The organism is Gemmatimonadetes bacterium SCN 70-22, assembly GCA_001724275.1.
Lineage (GTDB): Bacteria > Gemmatimonadota > Gemmatimonadetes > Gemmatimonadales > Gemmatimonadaceae > SCN-70-22.
This window is the reverse complement of sequence record MEDZ01000013.1, coordinates 44606-58646: the sequence shown is the minus strand read 5'-3', so window position 1 is coordinate 58646 and position 14041 is coordinate 44606. Positions and strand designations below refer to the sequence as shown.

Genomic DNA, 14041 nt, shown 5'->3' with positions numbered 1-14041 from the left:
CCCAGCTCGAGCTCCCCGTGCGCACGACTCGCCTCATCGCCCTCGCCTTCGCCGCCACCAGCAGTGCCGCGGCGGCCCAGCCCGCCCAACGCGGACGCACCGCGGCGCCGTACGTCCCGGGTGCCACCTGGGAGCGCCGTTCCCCGGCCGCGGCGGGGATCGACTCCGTGAAGCTCGCCGACGCCATCGCCTTCGCCATCGCGAACGAGGCACGCGCCCCGCGCGACATGGAGGAATCGCACTACCGCTCCTTCGGGCGCGTGGAGCCCTTCGGGCAGGGGATCGGTCCCTTCACGCCGCGCGGCGCGCAGACCGGGGTGATCGTGCGCGGCGGCTACCTGGTGGCCAGCTGGGGGGAACCCGATCGCGTCGACATGACGCACTCGGTCACCAAGTCGTTCCTCTCGGCCACCGTGGGGATGGCGTTCGACCGCGGGCTCATCGGCTCGGTGCGCGACACCGTCTGGAAGTCGCAGGCCCCCACCTACCGCTTGCGCCTGACGGCGCCCTCCGAGCCGGGGACCGACATGGGGCGGCCGATGTTCATCGACCCGTGGGACACGCCGCACAACCGCACCATCACGTGGGACGACATGCTGCGGCAGACGAGCGACTGGGAGGGGACGCTGTGGGGGAAGCCCGAGTGGGCCGACCGGCCGGCGCAGGACGCCGCCGAGTGGCGCACCCGCCCCCGCAAGCCGGCCGGGACCGCGTACGAGTACAACGACGTGCGCGTCAACGTGCTCGCCCTCGCCGCCACCAACATCTGGCGCCGCCCGCTCCCCGAGGTGCTGCGCGACAACCTCATGGATCCCATCGGCGCCTCGCGCAGCTGGCGGTGGAACGGCTACGACAACGCCTGGATCACGCTCGACGGGCGCCCGGTGCAGGTGGTGTCGGGCGGCGGGCACTGGGGGGGCGGGATGTTCATCAACGCCTGGGACATGGCGCGCTTCGGCCTCCTGACCCTGCGCCGCGGCGTGTGGGGCGACACGCGCATCCTGTCCGAGGAGTGGGTCAAGCGGTCGCTCACCCCTACCGTTCCGCAGCCGACGTACGGCTACATGAACTGGTTCCTCAACACCGACCGCAAGTGGATGCCGAGCGCCCCGGCGTCGGCCTTCGGCCATGTGGGGAACGGGACCAACATCATCTTCGTCGATCCCGAGCATGACCTCGTGGCGGTGATCCGGTGGATCGAGAACGGGCAGGTCAACGACTTCCTCGGGAAGCTGATGGCGGCAGTGGTGAAGTAGCGCCGCCCCGCCCCTTCACCGGCTCGCGGCTTTGTGCCTGGCGGCGGACGCCCGGGGTGCCGCGCGCCCACGGGCGGCTGTTCGGCGCTCCACGTCATCGCCGAGATGCGCCAGCGACCGTCCTGCCGCACCATCGTGAAGACGTCGACGCCTCGCCCGCGAGGAGGGAGCGCGTTTGTCTCCCGCCTACCGCCCGCCCTCCCGCGCGTACAGCGAGTCGAGCACCCGCTTGTACTCGGCGAGAGGTGGCAGGCCCAGCGCGCGCCGCCGAGCATCGACCCCCGCGGAATCCTCGATCGGGTCGATGATGACCTTGCCGTCGACGATCGTGGTCTGCGAGCCGTAGCGCTGCGGACGCCCCCGTGCCTTGGCGACGCGGTCGGTGAGGAGGGCGAGCTCCTGGCCGGTGACATCGCCCGAACGGTGGAGCGCTTCGAAGGTGGGGAGCATCTCGCCCTGGAAGTCGGGGGCCGCGTCGGCGTGCTGAACGAGAAGCGTCGCGGCCGCCACGCCGTCGCGCCCGACCTGCGCGTGCGTCGGGAATCCCTGGCTCCGCACGACCTCGCGCAACCACAGGAAATTCGCCGAGTCCACGCGCGACATCGAGGCGAAGAGCGCAGGGGTGATGGTTCCCGTCTGCCGCAGCTGCACCTGGAACGTGTCACGTACCGCCTGGTCCCGGGCCACGCGTGACAGCAGCTCCGCGCGCAGGGCGGGTTCGGAGTAGGGCCCGGTGTTGCGCCTCGAGCACGCCGTCAGGAGCAGGGTCACGATGCCGACCCGGTAGAGCGAGCGGCGTGGATGTCCAAGGAAGGGCATGTCGTCTCCGTCGGGCCGATGGCGACAATCTTCGTCCGTGCGCCGGGGGACGCCAGTCGCCGCTTGCCCATGCTGGCCGCGTGAAGGCGGCGACGCGCTTCGTGCACGCGGCCAACGACGACCGCGTCCCCTGGGCCGCCGGGCGTCGCGACCCGGGACGGCCGAAACCGAAGCCCCCGCCGGTGCGCGACGCGAGCGTCGGCCACGGCGGGGGAGGCGCTGGAGCCTAACGACCCAGGAGGTGTCCCACCACGTACCGGGCGTCTTCGTGCGCCGGTCGAGCTGCCCCAGGCGCGAGCAGGCTGCGACTCAGAAGCTGGTCCGCACCGACAGCACCACGTGCCGCCCCGGCTCGGGGCGGACGAAGGCGCTGTTGGCCGCCTCGGCGTAGAGCGCGTTGCCCACGTTGTTGATCGCGAGCGCCAGGTCCTGCGGACGCCCGCCGATCGTCGCCACGCGGAGCCCGCCACGCAGGTTCACCACCGTGAACGACGGCAGGACAGGGCCAATGGGCGACTCCCCGAGGTTGATGTCCTGTTGCCGTCCCTGGTGGCGCACCGCCCCCTCGGCCCAGTAGCGCCCGCTCGATGGGCGGTAGCCCAGCGCCGCGTTGAGCTTGGAGCTGTAGGTCCCGGCGACCGGGATGTCGGGGGAATCGGGGTTCTTCGTCTCCAGCTTCGTGTAGTTGCTGGTGAGGTCGAAGCCGCGCGTGAGGTCGATGCGGAGCGATGCCTCGTGCCCGTACGTGCGCAGGCGCTCCACGTTGATGTTCTGGTACTCGGCCTGCCGCCCGATCATGCGCCCGGTGGGGCGCGTCAGGATCCCGTCGCGCAGGTTGTTGCGGAAGTAGAAGTACTCCGCGTCGACGCGCTTGAAGTTGAAGCGGAGGCCGACGTCGACGTTCTTCGAGGTTTCGGGCTCGAGCGCCGGGTTGGCGATCTGGATCGCCGTGCCGTCGGTCGACGGCCCGGAGAAGTAGCGCTCGATGAGGTTGGGGGCGCGGAAGCCGCGGCCGTAGGTGGCCACCGCACTCACGTGGTCGGTGACGCGGTAGATCCCGTTCACCGCGTAGACGGTGGTGCGGTTGTTGGCCACCAGCCCCGCCGTGCTGTCGGGGAGCCCGGTGGTCTTCCGCGTCTCGGCGTGCACCTCGTGGTGGCGCACCCCGGTGATGAGCGAGAAGCGGTCGTGCAGGCGCCAGTCGCCCTGGACGAAGGCGCCGAGGTTGCTCATGTCGGCGTCGGGCAGCGAGGGGCGCGTGTTGGAGCTGACGATCGGCGCGGGGCCGAAGCCCGTCGTCCGCGACCAGGCCGAGTCCTTCGCCGTGGCGTCGTCGCGCACCGCGTCGACGCCGTAGGTGAAGGTGGCGCGGCTCAGCACCTTGGCGGCCTCGATGCGCAGCCCGGCGCTGTTCACGTCGGTGCGGTTGAAGCTGCGGCTGTTGATCACCGCCGTGCGTCCGGGACCGGTGGGGATGTAGACGTCCACGAACGAGTCGAAGTCGCGGTCGTTGCCCTGCGCGTAGAGGCTCAGGTCGACGCGGTCGGCGATCGGCGAGCCTAACGAGGAGAAGTTCACCCCGGCCGACGTCTTCTGCACCGACTGCCACGGGTACACCAGCTTGATGCGTGCCGACGTGTCGCCCAGGATGCGCGGCTCCACGAAGCCGAAGCCAGCGTCGCGCGCCACGTACCGATCGTGCCGGACCCAGGCGCTGCTGCGCCCCGTCCCGCGCCACGAGGCCTGCAGGTTCAGCGAGCGGTCGCGCACGCCGGAGTCCTCGAGCCTGATCCCGTCGGGAAGGGTGAGGTCGCCGAAGCTCCCCCCGGGGACCTCGTAGTTGCCGGCATTGCGCAGCGAGCCGCTGGCGGTGAAGGCGAAGGCGCGGCGCGTGAAGGTCACCGAGCCGTCGCCCCGCTGCTGGTCACCGGCCCCGGTGAAGCGGTACCCCAGGCTCCCGCGCACGCGGGTGGTGCCGTCGCTGCGCGGCGTGCGCGTGATGAGGTTGATCACCCCGCCGATGGCGTCGGAGCCGTACAGCACCGACGACGGGCCGCGCACGACCTCCACGCGCTCGATCTGGTCGACATCGACCAGCGCGGGGAGCTCGCCGAAGTCCTGCTGGCGACGATTGTTGTTGAGGCGCAGCCCATCCTGCAGCAGGAGGATGCGCTGCCCGCGCTGCCCGCGAATCGAGGGGCGCCCCTGGTTGGGCCCCGTCCCCACGACGTCGACGCCGGGGGCCTCGCGCAGGAGGTCGGCGGCGCTGTTGGGGGTCAGCTCGCGAATGCTCGACGAATCGAGCACCGTCACCGGCGCCGGCACCCGGCGGATGTCGGTCGGCTCGCGCGTCGCCGTCACGGTGACGGTGCGCAGGGTGCGAGTGGAATCGGCGGGGCGGGGGGGGCGTTCCTGCGCCGCCCCAGAAGTCGAAAGGGCGATGGCGAAGACCAGCGCCCCCATGAGAGGTCGGAAAAGTGGGTTTTTCGGCATGTACATACGATCTGTCGCCCGCGGCAACAGGTGAACTGTGGCAAGTACGTAGTGGTGCCGTCGGGCATGCCCCTACATGCCCCCGCGGCGTCGCGACGGGAGCGCGCGGGCTGGTGCCGCCGGGGTGCGAGGTCGAGCTTGTAGCACCCCTTCAGTGCCATCTCCCATGTTGATCGCCCCCCCGATCCTCGCCGTCGTGGCCGCCGTGTCCCTTGCGCCCGGCGTCCCCCCCGATGGCATGCCCCGAGTGTCCCAGGACGGCATCAGCGGCGTCGTCTTCGCCGACCGCAACGGCAATGGGGCGCGCGACGCCAGCGAACCGGGGATCGCCGGGGTCGCCGTCTCCGACCAGGACACGGTCGTCGTCACCGACGGCGCGGGGCGCTACCGCCTGGCCAGTCGCAACGGGACGGGGGTCGTCTTCGTGAGCGTCCCCGAGGGTTATCGCGCGGCGGGGCGCTTCTGGGCCCCCGCCGCCAGCGGGGCGATCGTCGACTTCCCGTTGCGCCGCCGCGCACCGTCGGCGCGCATCACGTTCATCCACGCCTCGGATGTGCACGTCGACCAGCGGTCGCTCCCGCGCATGCGCCGCCTCCTGGCGCTGGTCGACTCCATCGCCCCCTCGTTCGTGATCGTCACCGGCGACCTGGTGCGAGACGCGCTGCGCGTGGGCGAGGCGGAGGCGGCTGGCTACTACGAGCTCTTCGGCGCCGAGGCGGCGAAGGTGAAGGTCCCCCTGTGGACGGTTCCGGGGAACCACGAGATCTTCGGGATCGAGCGTGAGCGTTCGGGGGTGAGCGCGGCGCATCCCCTCTACGGGCGCGGCATGTACCGGCACTTCCGTGGCCCGGATTACTACTCGTTCAACGCCGGCGGCATCCACTTCGTCGGCCTCAACACGGTCGACATGGACGACACCCGGTACTACGGGCACGTCGATTCGTTGCAGCTGCAGTGGCTGGCCCGCGACCTCGCCGTGGTCCCGCCCGGACGGCCGGTGGTCACCTTCAACCACATCCCCTTCTTCAGCGCCCTCGAGGTCATCCATGGCTATTCCGAGGAGCCGCCGGCGCCGAGCGTGATCGACGTCGGGGGGAAGAAGTCGTTCCGCCACACCGTATCGAACGCCAGCGCGGTGATCGAGCGGATGAGGGGGCGGCCCTATCCGCTGGCGCTGGCGGGGCACGTGCATGCGCGCGAGTCGCTCCGGTACGCCGGCGTCGACACGCGCTTCGACCAGGGCGCGGCGGTGCTCGCCCCCACCGAGGGGGGAGGGGTCACCTTTCCGTCGGGGGTGACGGTCTATGAAGTGCGCGCCGGGAGGGTGGGAGAGGGGCGCTTCGTCCCGCTGGGGCTCGGCACGGCGGGGCGCTGAACGCGTCTCCCAGCCGCTCCTCGCGGCGCCGGATCGCGCGGCATCCGCCAACGTCCCTCGCGCCCCCAACCGGCTCCCCGGTACATTCTCCCGCTCGCTCCCGTCCACCAACCCGACCGCGCATGCCCACACCACGTCGACATTTCCTCTCCTGGCTCGGGGGCGCCTCGCTGCTGGGCGTCGCCGGCACGCCGTCGTTGGCGCGAGCCATGTCGGCGCCGACGCCGTTCCCCGACGATCACCCCCTCCCCGTGGCCGACACCTGGGACATGAGCTGGGTGTCGCGCGTGACCGGGAAGTACCGCGCCGTCTTCGACGGTCCCGAGATCTCGGATGGCGCGCCCATGGTGCGCGCCGCCGCCTGGGCCGACTTGTACAAGGAAGTGTACGGCGTCGAGAAGCGTGACATCACCTCGGTCCTCGTGCTGCGGCATGCGGCCATCGACCTCGTCATGAACGACGACTACTGGGCGCGCTTCGACCTCGGCAAGGAGCACAAGCTTCGCGACGACAAGGGGAAGAAGTGGACGAAGGTGAACCCGATCAGCGCCCGCTCCCGTCCCGACACCGAGCAGGCGCGCCGCTACACGCTCGAGACGTTCATCGCGAACGGCGGCATCGTCCTGGCCTGCGGCTGGGCGTTCCGCTTCGTCGCCTCGCGCATCCAGCAGGCAGACAAACTCGATGCTGCTGACGCGCGCCAGCGGGCTGCCGAACAGCTGGTCCCTGGGGTCATCCTGCAGCCTAACGGGATCTTCGCCGTCCTGCGTGCGCAGGAAGCGGGGTGTCATTTCGCGTCGGCGAGCTGACCGTGGCGCCGGGCGCGACGTGCTGATGTGACGCCTCTAACCGGGCGCGGCGCATGGGGCACCGGGGGGCCCTTGCTCGCCGGTGCCCCGCGTCCATATTGGGCGTCTTCTCGTCCGCATCATACCGCCGTGCATCGTCCGTTCCATCCGCTGCTGGAGCTTTCGCGCATGCAGGTCCTCCTCCCGTCCATTCCGCGCCGGGCATGGATGCCGGCCACGATCCTCGCCACCCTCGTGCTCGCTGGACCGGCGCTGGCGCAGTCGGGGGCGAACCGCGGCTCGGGCAACGGCGCCCGGCCGCGTCCCACCACCCGCGCCGAGTCGTTGTACGTCAGTGCCGACCCCGCCGACCATCCGCAGCGCAATCACGCCGCGGACATGAAGGACAAGGCGCGCATCGACAGCATCTATGCGGCGCGCAGTGCGGGGGTGATGGACTTCCAGAAGGTCACCTATCGCAGCGCCGCCGGCGACATGGACATCCCGGCCTACCTGTTCCAGCCGCTGAGCAAGCGCGGCCCCCGCGGGCACGCGGCGATGATCTGGGTGCACGGCGGGGTGCACGGCAACTGGGGGGCGACGATGCTCCCCTTCGTGAAGGAGGCGGTGGCGCGCGGCTACGTCATCATCGCCCCGGATTACCGCGGGAGCACCGGCTACGGCGCCGAGCACTACAACGCCATCGATTATGGCGGCAAGGAGCTGGACGACGTCTTCGGTGCGGTGGCCTACCTCAAGACGCTCCCGCACGTCGATAGCGAGCGCATCGGGATCATGGGGTGGAGCCACGGCGGCTTCATCACGGCGCACCTCCTCTTCCGTGGCGAGACGCCGCTCAAGGCCGGGGCCGCGATCGTCCCCGTCACCAACCTCGTCTTCCGCCTCGGCTACAAGGGGCCCGGCTACCAGCGCTCGTTCTCGACGCAGGCGGCCATTCGCGGGCTCCCGCACGAGAAGCGCGAGGAGTACATCAAGCGCTCCCCGCTCTATCACGTGGAGAAGCTGCAGCGCCCCATCCTCGTGCACGTCGCCACCAACGACGAGGACGTGAACTTCGTGGAAGACGAGCAGCTGGTGTGGAAGCTCCGCGCCCTCAAGCCCGACCTCGCCGAGACGGTGGTCTATCACGACCCGGCGCCGTGGGGATCGTCGGTGGGGCACGCCTTCAGCCGCCGGGTCGATTCGGAGACGCTGGAGCGGGTCGATTCGCCGGAGCAGATCGACTCGTGGAACCGCACCTGGACCTTCTTCGACTGGCACCTGCGACCGTACCTCGATCTCTCCAAGCCGCAACCACCGCTGCGCACACGCTAGGGCGTCGAGCGGCGATCCGACGGCGCGCTCCATCGCGCCGCGGCTCGCAGCGCGACTCGTCCCAATCCCGTTGCCTTGGTGACGGGGCGTGCTGCATGATGTGGCGCTTCCCGCCCCCGCCGTCGATTGCACCATCCGTCGTTCCCCCCCAGGAGTTCACCCCCCATGACAAGAGACTTCCGTCGAATGCTGCTCGGCCCGGCTTTGGCTGCCGGCCTCGTGTTCGCCCTCGCCTCACCACTCGCGGCCCAGGCCACCGGGTCGGTGCGCGGGCGGGTGACCGTCGAGGGAGCCAATCGCCCGCTCCCCCAGGCCCAGGTGGGCGTGGTCGGGACGACGATCGGCACCATGACCAACGACGAGGGCGAGTATCGCCTCAGCAACGTCCCCGCGGGTCCGCGCACGATCCGTGTCGTGCGCCTCGGCTTTGCACCTGCCACGGCACAGGTCACCGTGGTGGCCGGCGAGACGGCGACGCTCGACTTCACCATCCGCGAGGCGCCGGTGGCGCTGGAGCAGGTGGTCGTCACCGCCACCGGTGACGTGCGCCGCAAGGAGATCTCCAACTCCATGGCCACGATCTCGGCGGAGCAGATCCAGAACGCCCCGGTCGCCAACGCGCAGCAGCTCCTGTCGGCGCAGACGCCGGGGGTGACCGTCCTGGCAAACTCCGGGCAGCCGGGTGCGGGGGGGCAGATCCGCCTGCGCGGCAACAACTCCATCTCGCAGGACAACAACCCGATCATCTACGTGGACGGCGTCCGCATCTACAGCGGCAACAGTCCCACGGTCCCCAACGCTCGCCAGACCATCAACCCCTTCAACGACATCCGCTCGGAGGACATCGAGCGCGTCGAGGTGGTGAAGGGGGCGGCGGCGACGACGCTCTACGGCACCGAGGCTGCGGGGGGGGTGATCCAGATCTTCACCAAACGTGGCCGCTCGGGGAAGCCGCAGTGGTCGCTCGACCTCACCGGCGGGACCAACGACCTCGATTACCTCGACGTCAAGGGCGACCCCACCGCGGTGTACCTCAAGGATTGCCGCGGCCCGGAGCTCTTCGGCATCGACATCGTCCCCACGAGCGCGAAGTTCGGCGAGAACGTCCCGTTCGAGGATGCCACCTGCCCGTCGCGCGGCAAGTGGATCCGCACCGGGATGGTGCAGAAGGCGGCGCTCTCGGTGGCCGGCGGGACCGACGTCGCGCAGTACTTCCTGGCCGGGAACCTCTCCGACGAGCAGGGGGCGCTGGAGTCCAACGCGTACACCACCGGCGGCTTCCGAGGCAACTTCTCGTTCCGCCCGTTCCAGAAGCTCGAGCTCGCGCTCAACTCGTCGTACCAGAAGGGTGATCAGGACTGGGTGGCCGACGGCAACCTGGCCAATGGCTTCCTCCTGAACGTGGCCCGCGGGACGGCCGGCAACTATCGCGGCTCCGGGTGCAAGACCAGCGGCATCATCTGCATGAACAACAATGCCGCGCTCACCATCGGGACCAAGACGAAGTCGGACCACTACATTTCCGGCTTCACGATGAACTACAACCCGGTCGACGCCTGGACGAACCGCCTGTCGGTCGGCTACGACTACAACAACGTCGAGAACCGCTCGATCATCCCCTTCGGGCACCTGCGCAACGCGGTCGGGCAGCTCTCGCAGTCCGAGTGGGTGCGCCAGTTCCTCTCGATCGACTACGCCTCCACGTACAAGAAGGACTTCCGCGGGAACTTCACCACCGCCACGTCGCTGGGCGGGCAGCTCTTCCAGGACAACCTGGTCAGCACGTCGATCACGGGTGACGAGTTCTCGGGGCCGGGCGACCCCGTGCTCACCAGCGCTGCGCGGCGCACGGTGGGTGCCGATACGCGCCGCCGCGTCGTGAACGCGGGGCTCTTCTTCCAGGAGCAGGTGGGGTGGCGGGACCGCGCCTTCCTCACGTTAGGCATGCGCGTCGACGGCAACAGCGCCTTCGGCAAGGACTTCGGCCTGCAGTGGTACCCCAAGGTGGGCTTCGCCTACGCCCTCTCGGACCACGACTTCTGGCCCAAGGACAAGATCGAGACGTTCAAGCTGCGCGCCGCCGTCGGCGAGTCGGGGAAGGCTCCCGGCGCCTTCGACGCCGTGCGCACGTGGGACCCGATCGCCGGCGACGAGGCCAAGCCGGGCTTCACGCCGAACCAGCTGGGCAACAAGAATCTCGGACCGGAGCGCACGCGCGAGACCGAGGTCGGACTCGAGGCCAGCGCCTATGCCGGCCGCATCTCGGTCGACATGACCTACTTCAACACCCGCACCCAGGACGCGCTCATCCAGGTGCGGTACCCGCCCAGCCAGGGCTTCCTCAACCGGCAGCTCGAGAACATCGGTGAGGTCAACAACCGCGGCTTCGAGGCCAAGGTCGACGCCGGGCTCGTGCGGCGCGCCGCCGTCGATTGGCGCGCTCGCGTGAACTACACGAACATCAAGAGCGAGGCCACCGACCTGGGCGACGAGCCGCTCATCACCGTCGGCGGGTCGTTCACCGAGGTGCGCGTCGGCTATCCGGTGACGTCGCTCTTCGCCCGCAAGATCCTCAACGCGGGGAAGCTCGAGGCGCCGGTGCGGTCCGACACCAACATGTACATCGGCCCCACCTGGCCCACCAACATCCTCGGCCTCGGCTCCACGCTCACGCTCTTCGACAAGCTCACCATCGACGGGCTGGGCGAGTTCCAGAAGGGGGGTTACAACATCAACTACATCGGCTACCAGAACGCCATCCGTGGCAACTGGCGCCCGTGCTACGACGCGCAGCGCAAGATCATCGCCGCCGCCAAGGGGCAGGCCGGTGCCGCCGATGGCCTCACCGCCCTCGAGCGCGTGAAGTGCGGCTACAACTCGGCGCAGAACATGGCCGACGCGTGGATCGAGAAGATCGACTTCTTCCGCCTGCGCTACGTCTCGATGTCGTACAAGGTGCCCTCGCACTGGATCCCGGGGTCACGGGGCGGCACGCTGACCCTGGCCGGGCGCAACCTCTTCATCAGCACCGACTACACCGGGCTCGACCCCGAGTCGGCCGACCAGACCGACAGCCAGATCGGGCGCCGCGAGTACTACAACCTCCCGCAGCTGCGCTCGTTCTCGCTCTCCTTCCGGACCAACTGGTAACCCCTACCGAGGATCAGACACGATGCGACTGAACAGGATCGTGCGACGCGCCTCGGCCGCTGTCGCCCTCGCAGCCATCACCGGCTGCAACTTCTTCGACGTCTCCAACCCGGGTCCCATCGCCGACGACAACCTCAACGTCGCCACCGCCATGCCCGGGCTGGTGACCGGGATGTCGTTCGACCTCTCGCGTGCCTACGACGCGGTCACGCAGGGCGTCTCGATCATGTCCGACGACCTCTATCACTCGGGGAGCTACGGCCCGGGTGAAGGGCTCTGGAACCGCGGGATCATTCGCCCCGAGGACATCAATGGCGATTGGGGCGCCATGCACCGGGCGCGATGGGTGGCGGAGCAGGGGATCGTGCGCATGAAGGCGGTGCTCGGCACCGCGTACGACACCTCACCGCTGGCGGCGCGCGCCAACATCTACGCAGGGCTCTCCAACCGCCTCCTGGGCGAACTGGTCTGCAACTCCGTGATCGACGGCGGCCCGTCCGGCGACTACAAGCTCCACTTCTCGCGCGCCGAGGCGCAGTTCACCGAGGCCATCCGCATCGCGACGGGGCTGAGCGGCGCCATCAAGGATTCGCTCCTGCGCGTGGCGTATGGCGGGCGCGCCTCGGTGCGCGCCTGGCAGGGGAACTGGAACGCCGCCGTCACCGATGCGCAGCTGGTCCCCACCAGCTACGTCTTCGTGGCGCCGTTCTCCACCAACACCTCGGCCGAGAACAATGACCTCGTCTTCGAGACCACGACGCGGTCGGAGTTCACGGTGTACAACACCTACTGGGCGACGGTGAAGGATCCGCGCGTTCCGTGGGACACCGTCCGCACCAGCAGCGGCGCCCTCGCCGTCGGGCAGGACGGGCGCACCACCTTCTTCCGCCAGCGCAAGTACCTCAACCTCGGCTCCGACATCCCCATGGTGAAGGGAACGGAAATGCTCCTCCTCCGCGCCGAAGCTGCGTTGCGCGGCAACGACGTGGCCGGTGCGATGACGCTCATCAACCAGGTGCGTGCGTTCTACAGCACGCCGGCGGCTCCGCTCCCCTCGCTTTCCGCGACGACGCTGGCCGAGGCGTGGCCGATCCTGCAGCGCGAGCGCGGGGCGACGCTCTGGCTCGAGGCGCGCCGCCTGTGGGACCTGCGCCGCTGGAACGCCGAGACCGGACCGGCCAAGAACTCCTTCCTGGATGCGCGCGACAAGTGCATCCCCATCAGCCTCAACGAGACGCAGTCCAACCCCAACCTGCGTGGCGGGTGACCGCTGGGCGCAGGGAGTAGTTAGATGGACCTTGGCATGACCATGCGTGACGACCGGGGCGGCGTGTCGCCGACACGCCGCCCCCGGTTGCGCGCGGCGGCTTCGGTGCTCGCCACCTTGCACCTGTTTACCGCCTGTTACACGTGGATCCCCGCACGCCCGGCACCGGCGCCTGGCGCGGCACTCGCCTTCGAGCTAACCGACACCGGGCGCGTGGCGCACGCGGCCGCCCTGGGCCCGGGCATCCTGAAGGTGATGGGCGCGCTCAAGGCGATGGAGGGCGACCGGTACGTCGTCGACGTCACGGCGGTGACGCCCATCCGCGGGCAGGAGCTCCCGGTCAGCGGGGTGGCGGTCACCCTCGGGCCGGGCGACGTGGCCGACGTGCAGGTGCGCAAGCTGTCGCGCAAGCGCACGGCGATCGCGATCGGGACGGCGCTGGCCGTCGTCGTGACGTTCTTTGCCACCAAGGGGTTCAAGACCGGGAGCACGCCGCCGGCGGGGCCCGATGGTGGGGGAGGTCCGGACCAATGATCGGGAATCGGATCGCGCGGGGAGCGCTGCTGGCCGCGCTCGTCGCCTGTGGAGGCGATGGCTCCGGCGCCTCGGGGCCGGGCGGCGGGTCGAGCGCGCCGTCGCTCGTGGTGTCGGTGCACGGGCTCGTCCCGCTCGACCCCGTGAGCCAGGGACACTACGAGGCGTGGGCCACCGACGCCGCCGGCCGGACGGTATCGTTAGGCACGCTGGAGGTGACCGGCGCCGGGACGGCAACCGTGCGGGCCGGCTTCCCCGCCGCATCGCCCGCCTCGATCTTCGTCACCGTGCAGCGCCCCGGCGCCGCGGGCGCTCCGTCGGAGCAGCGCCTGTTGCAGGGGAGCTGGCGCAACGGCCGCGCGACGCTCGCCGTCGAGGGGGCGCTCACCCGGGGCGACCTCCCGCTCAAGCAGGTCCCCGGGCAGTTCACCATGTTCAGCCCCAGCGACAACCACCTCAACGGCTATCCGAGCTTCGAGGAGTGCGGCGTCTGGCTGTTCAACATGCAGCCGCGCCAGACGCCGCAGAACGACCAGTGGGTCCGGCTCACCTCGCTCACCCCCGGCTGGACCTACGAGGGGTGGATGGTGCGCGACATCGACGCCCCCGACGCCATCTGGCTGTCGTACGGCAAGTTCCTCCCCGACGCGGGCGGCGCGGTCTCGTCGCGCGACGACACGGGGTGGGGTCCCTTCTCCGGCGTCGAGGACTTCCAGACCGCCGGCGAGGAGGAGTTCCCGGGCGACGACTGGTTCTCCAACCCGTTAGGCTTCCCCTTCCCCTCCGTCCTCACCCTTCCGCTCGACCTGCGCGAGAAGGACGCGACGGGGGCGAGCCGCTGGACGCACGTGATCACGATCGAGCCCATCACCGACAAGGGAGAGCCGATCGGAAGCGAGCGTCCGTTCGCCATCCGCCCCTACCGCGACGGCTTCGGTGACAGCGCGCCGGGGACCCCGCGCACCATCACCTTCCGCCCCCAGGGGGTGCCGGGGGGCGAGGGGAGCCGGCAGTGAGCGGACCG

The 14041-nt window shown here is 70.0% G+C and carries 10 protein-coding genes; 8 read left to right on the top strand and 2 right to left on the bottom strand.

The window, feature by feature from the left end; genetic code table 11:
- The first annotated feature begins 17 nt into the window (after positions 1 to 17).
- Positions 18 to 1256, top strand: coding sequence for a serine hydrolase (locus ABS52_08555; GenBank protein ID ODT03646.1), 1239 nt, complete (start codon positions 18 to 20; stop codon positions 1254 to 1256).
- A gap of 186 nt (positions 1257 to 1442) precedes the next feature.
- Here ABS52_08555 and ABS52_08550 read toward each other — a convergent pair whose 3' ends face one another.
- Both ABS52_08550 and ABS52_08545 read right to left on the bottom strand, forming a co-directional pair.
- The gene (locus ABS52_08550; GenBank protein ID ODT03645.1) at positions 1443 to 2075 is read right to left on the bottom strand and encodes a hypothetical protein; all 633 of its coding nucleotides are present in this window, start codon (positions 2073 to 2075) and stop codon (positions 1443 to 1445) included.
- A 309-nt stretch (positions 2076 to 2384) separates the two neighbouring features.
- Positions 2385 to 4538 (bottom strand): hypothetical protein, encoded by a 2154-nt coding sequence (locus ABS52_08545; GenBank protein ID ODT03644.1) that lies wholly within the window; start codon positions 4536 to 4538, stop codon positions 2385 to 2387.
- A 196-nt stretch (positions 4539 to 4734) separates the two neighbouring features.
- On the opposite strand from ABS52_08545, the gene ABS52_08540 reads away from it, so the two are divergent.
- From ABS52_08540 to ABS52_08510, 7 genes are all read left to right on the top strand, one after another.
- Entirely contained in the window at positions 4735 to 5943 is a 1209-nt protein-coding gene (locus ABS52_08540) for a hypothetical protein (protein ODT03643.1), read from the top strand.
- 209 nt (positions 5944 to 6152) lie between these two features.
- Positions 6153 to 6752 carry a hypothetical protein gene (locus ABS52_08535; protein ODT03642.1) on the top strand — a complete coding sequence of 200 codons (600 nt, stop codon included), beginning with the start codon at positions 6153 to 6155 and terminating at the stop codon, positions 6750 to 6752.
- 129 nt (positions 6753 to 6881) lie between these two features.
- Positions 6882 to 8066 (top strand): hypothetical protein, encoded by a 1185-nt coding sequence (locus tag ABS52_08530; protein ODT03641.1) that lies wholly within the window; start codon positions 6882 to 6884, stop codon positions 8064 to 8066.
- A gap of 186 nt (positions 8067 to 8252) precedes the next feature.
- Positions 8253 to 11216: a hypothetical protein gene (locus ABS52_08525; protein ID ODT03640.1), complete on the top strand. Its 2964-nt coding sequence runs from the start codon at positions 8253 to 8255 to the stop codon at positions 11214 to 11216.
- Between the two features lie 22 nt (positions 11217 to 11238).
- Positions 11239 to 12483, top strand: coding sequence for a hypothetical protein (locus ABS52_08520; GenBank protein ODT03639.1), 1245 nt, complete (start codon positions 11239 to 11241; stop codon positions 12481 to 12483).
- A gap of 213 nt (positions 12484 to 12696) precedes the next feature.
- Positions 12697 to 13017, top strand: a complete 321-nt coding sequence (locus ABS52_08515; protein ID ODT03638.1) for a hypothetical protein — start codon at positions 12697 to 12699, stop codon at positions 13015 to 13017.
- A complete protein-coding gene (locus tag ABS52_08510; GenBank protein ODT03637.1) occupies positions 13014 to 14033 on the top strand; it encodes a hypothetical protein in 1020 nt (339 codons plus the stop codon). The genes ABS52_08515 and ABS52_08510 overlap by 4 nt, the downstream gene beginning before the upstream one ends.
- Positions 14034 to 14041 lie beyond the last annotated feature (8 nt).

Excerpts from the sequence above, each read along its gene's own strand:
- ABS52_08525 (ODT03640.1), top strand. The coding sequence starts at position 8,253 with ATGCTGCTCGGCCCGGCTTTGGCTGCCGGCCTCGTGTTCGCCCTCGCC.
- ABS52_08545 (ODT03644.1), bottom strand. The coding sequence starts at position 4,538 with ATGGGGGCGCTGGTCTTCGCCATCGCCCTTTCGACTTCTGGGGCGGCG.
- ABS52_08520 (ODT03639.1), top strand. The coding sequence starts at position 11,239 with ATGCGACTGAACAGGATCGTGCGACGCGCCTCGGCCGCTGTCGCCCTC.
- ABS52_08540 (ODT03643.1), top strand. The coding sequence starts at position 4,735 with ATGTTGATCGCCCCCCCGATCCTCGCCGTCGTGGCCGCCGTGTCCCTT.
- ABS52_08510 (ODT03637.1), top strand. The coding sequence starts at position 13,014 with ATGATCGGGAATCGGATCGCGCGGGGAGCGCTGCTGGCCGCGCTCGTC.
- ABS52_08550 (ODT03645.1), bottom strand. The coding sequence starts at position 2,075 with ATGCCCTTCCTTGGACATCCACGCCGCTCGCTCTACCGGGTCGGCATC.
- ABS52_08535 (ODT03642.1), top strand. The coding sequence starts at position 6,153 with ATGTCGGCGCCGACGCCGTTCCCCGACGATCACCCCCTCCCCGTGGCC.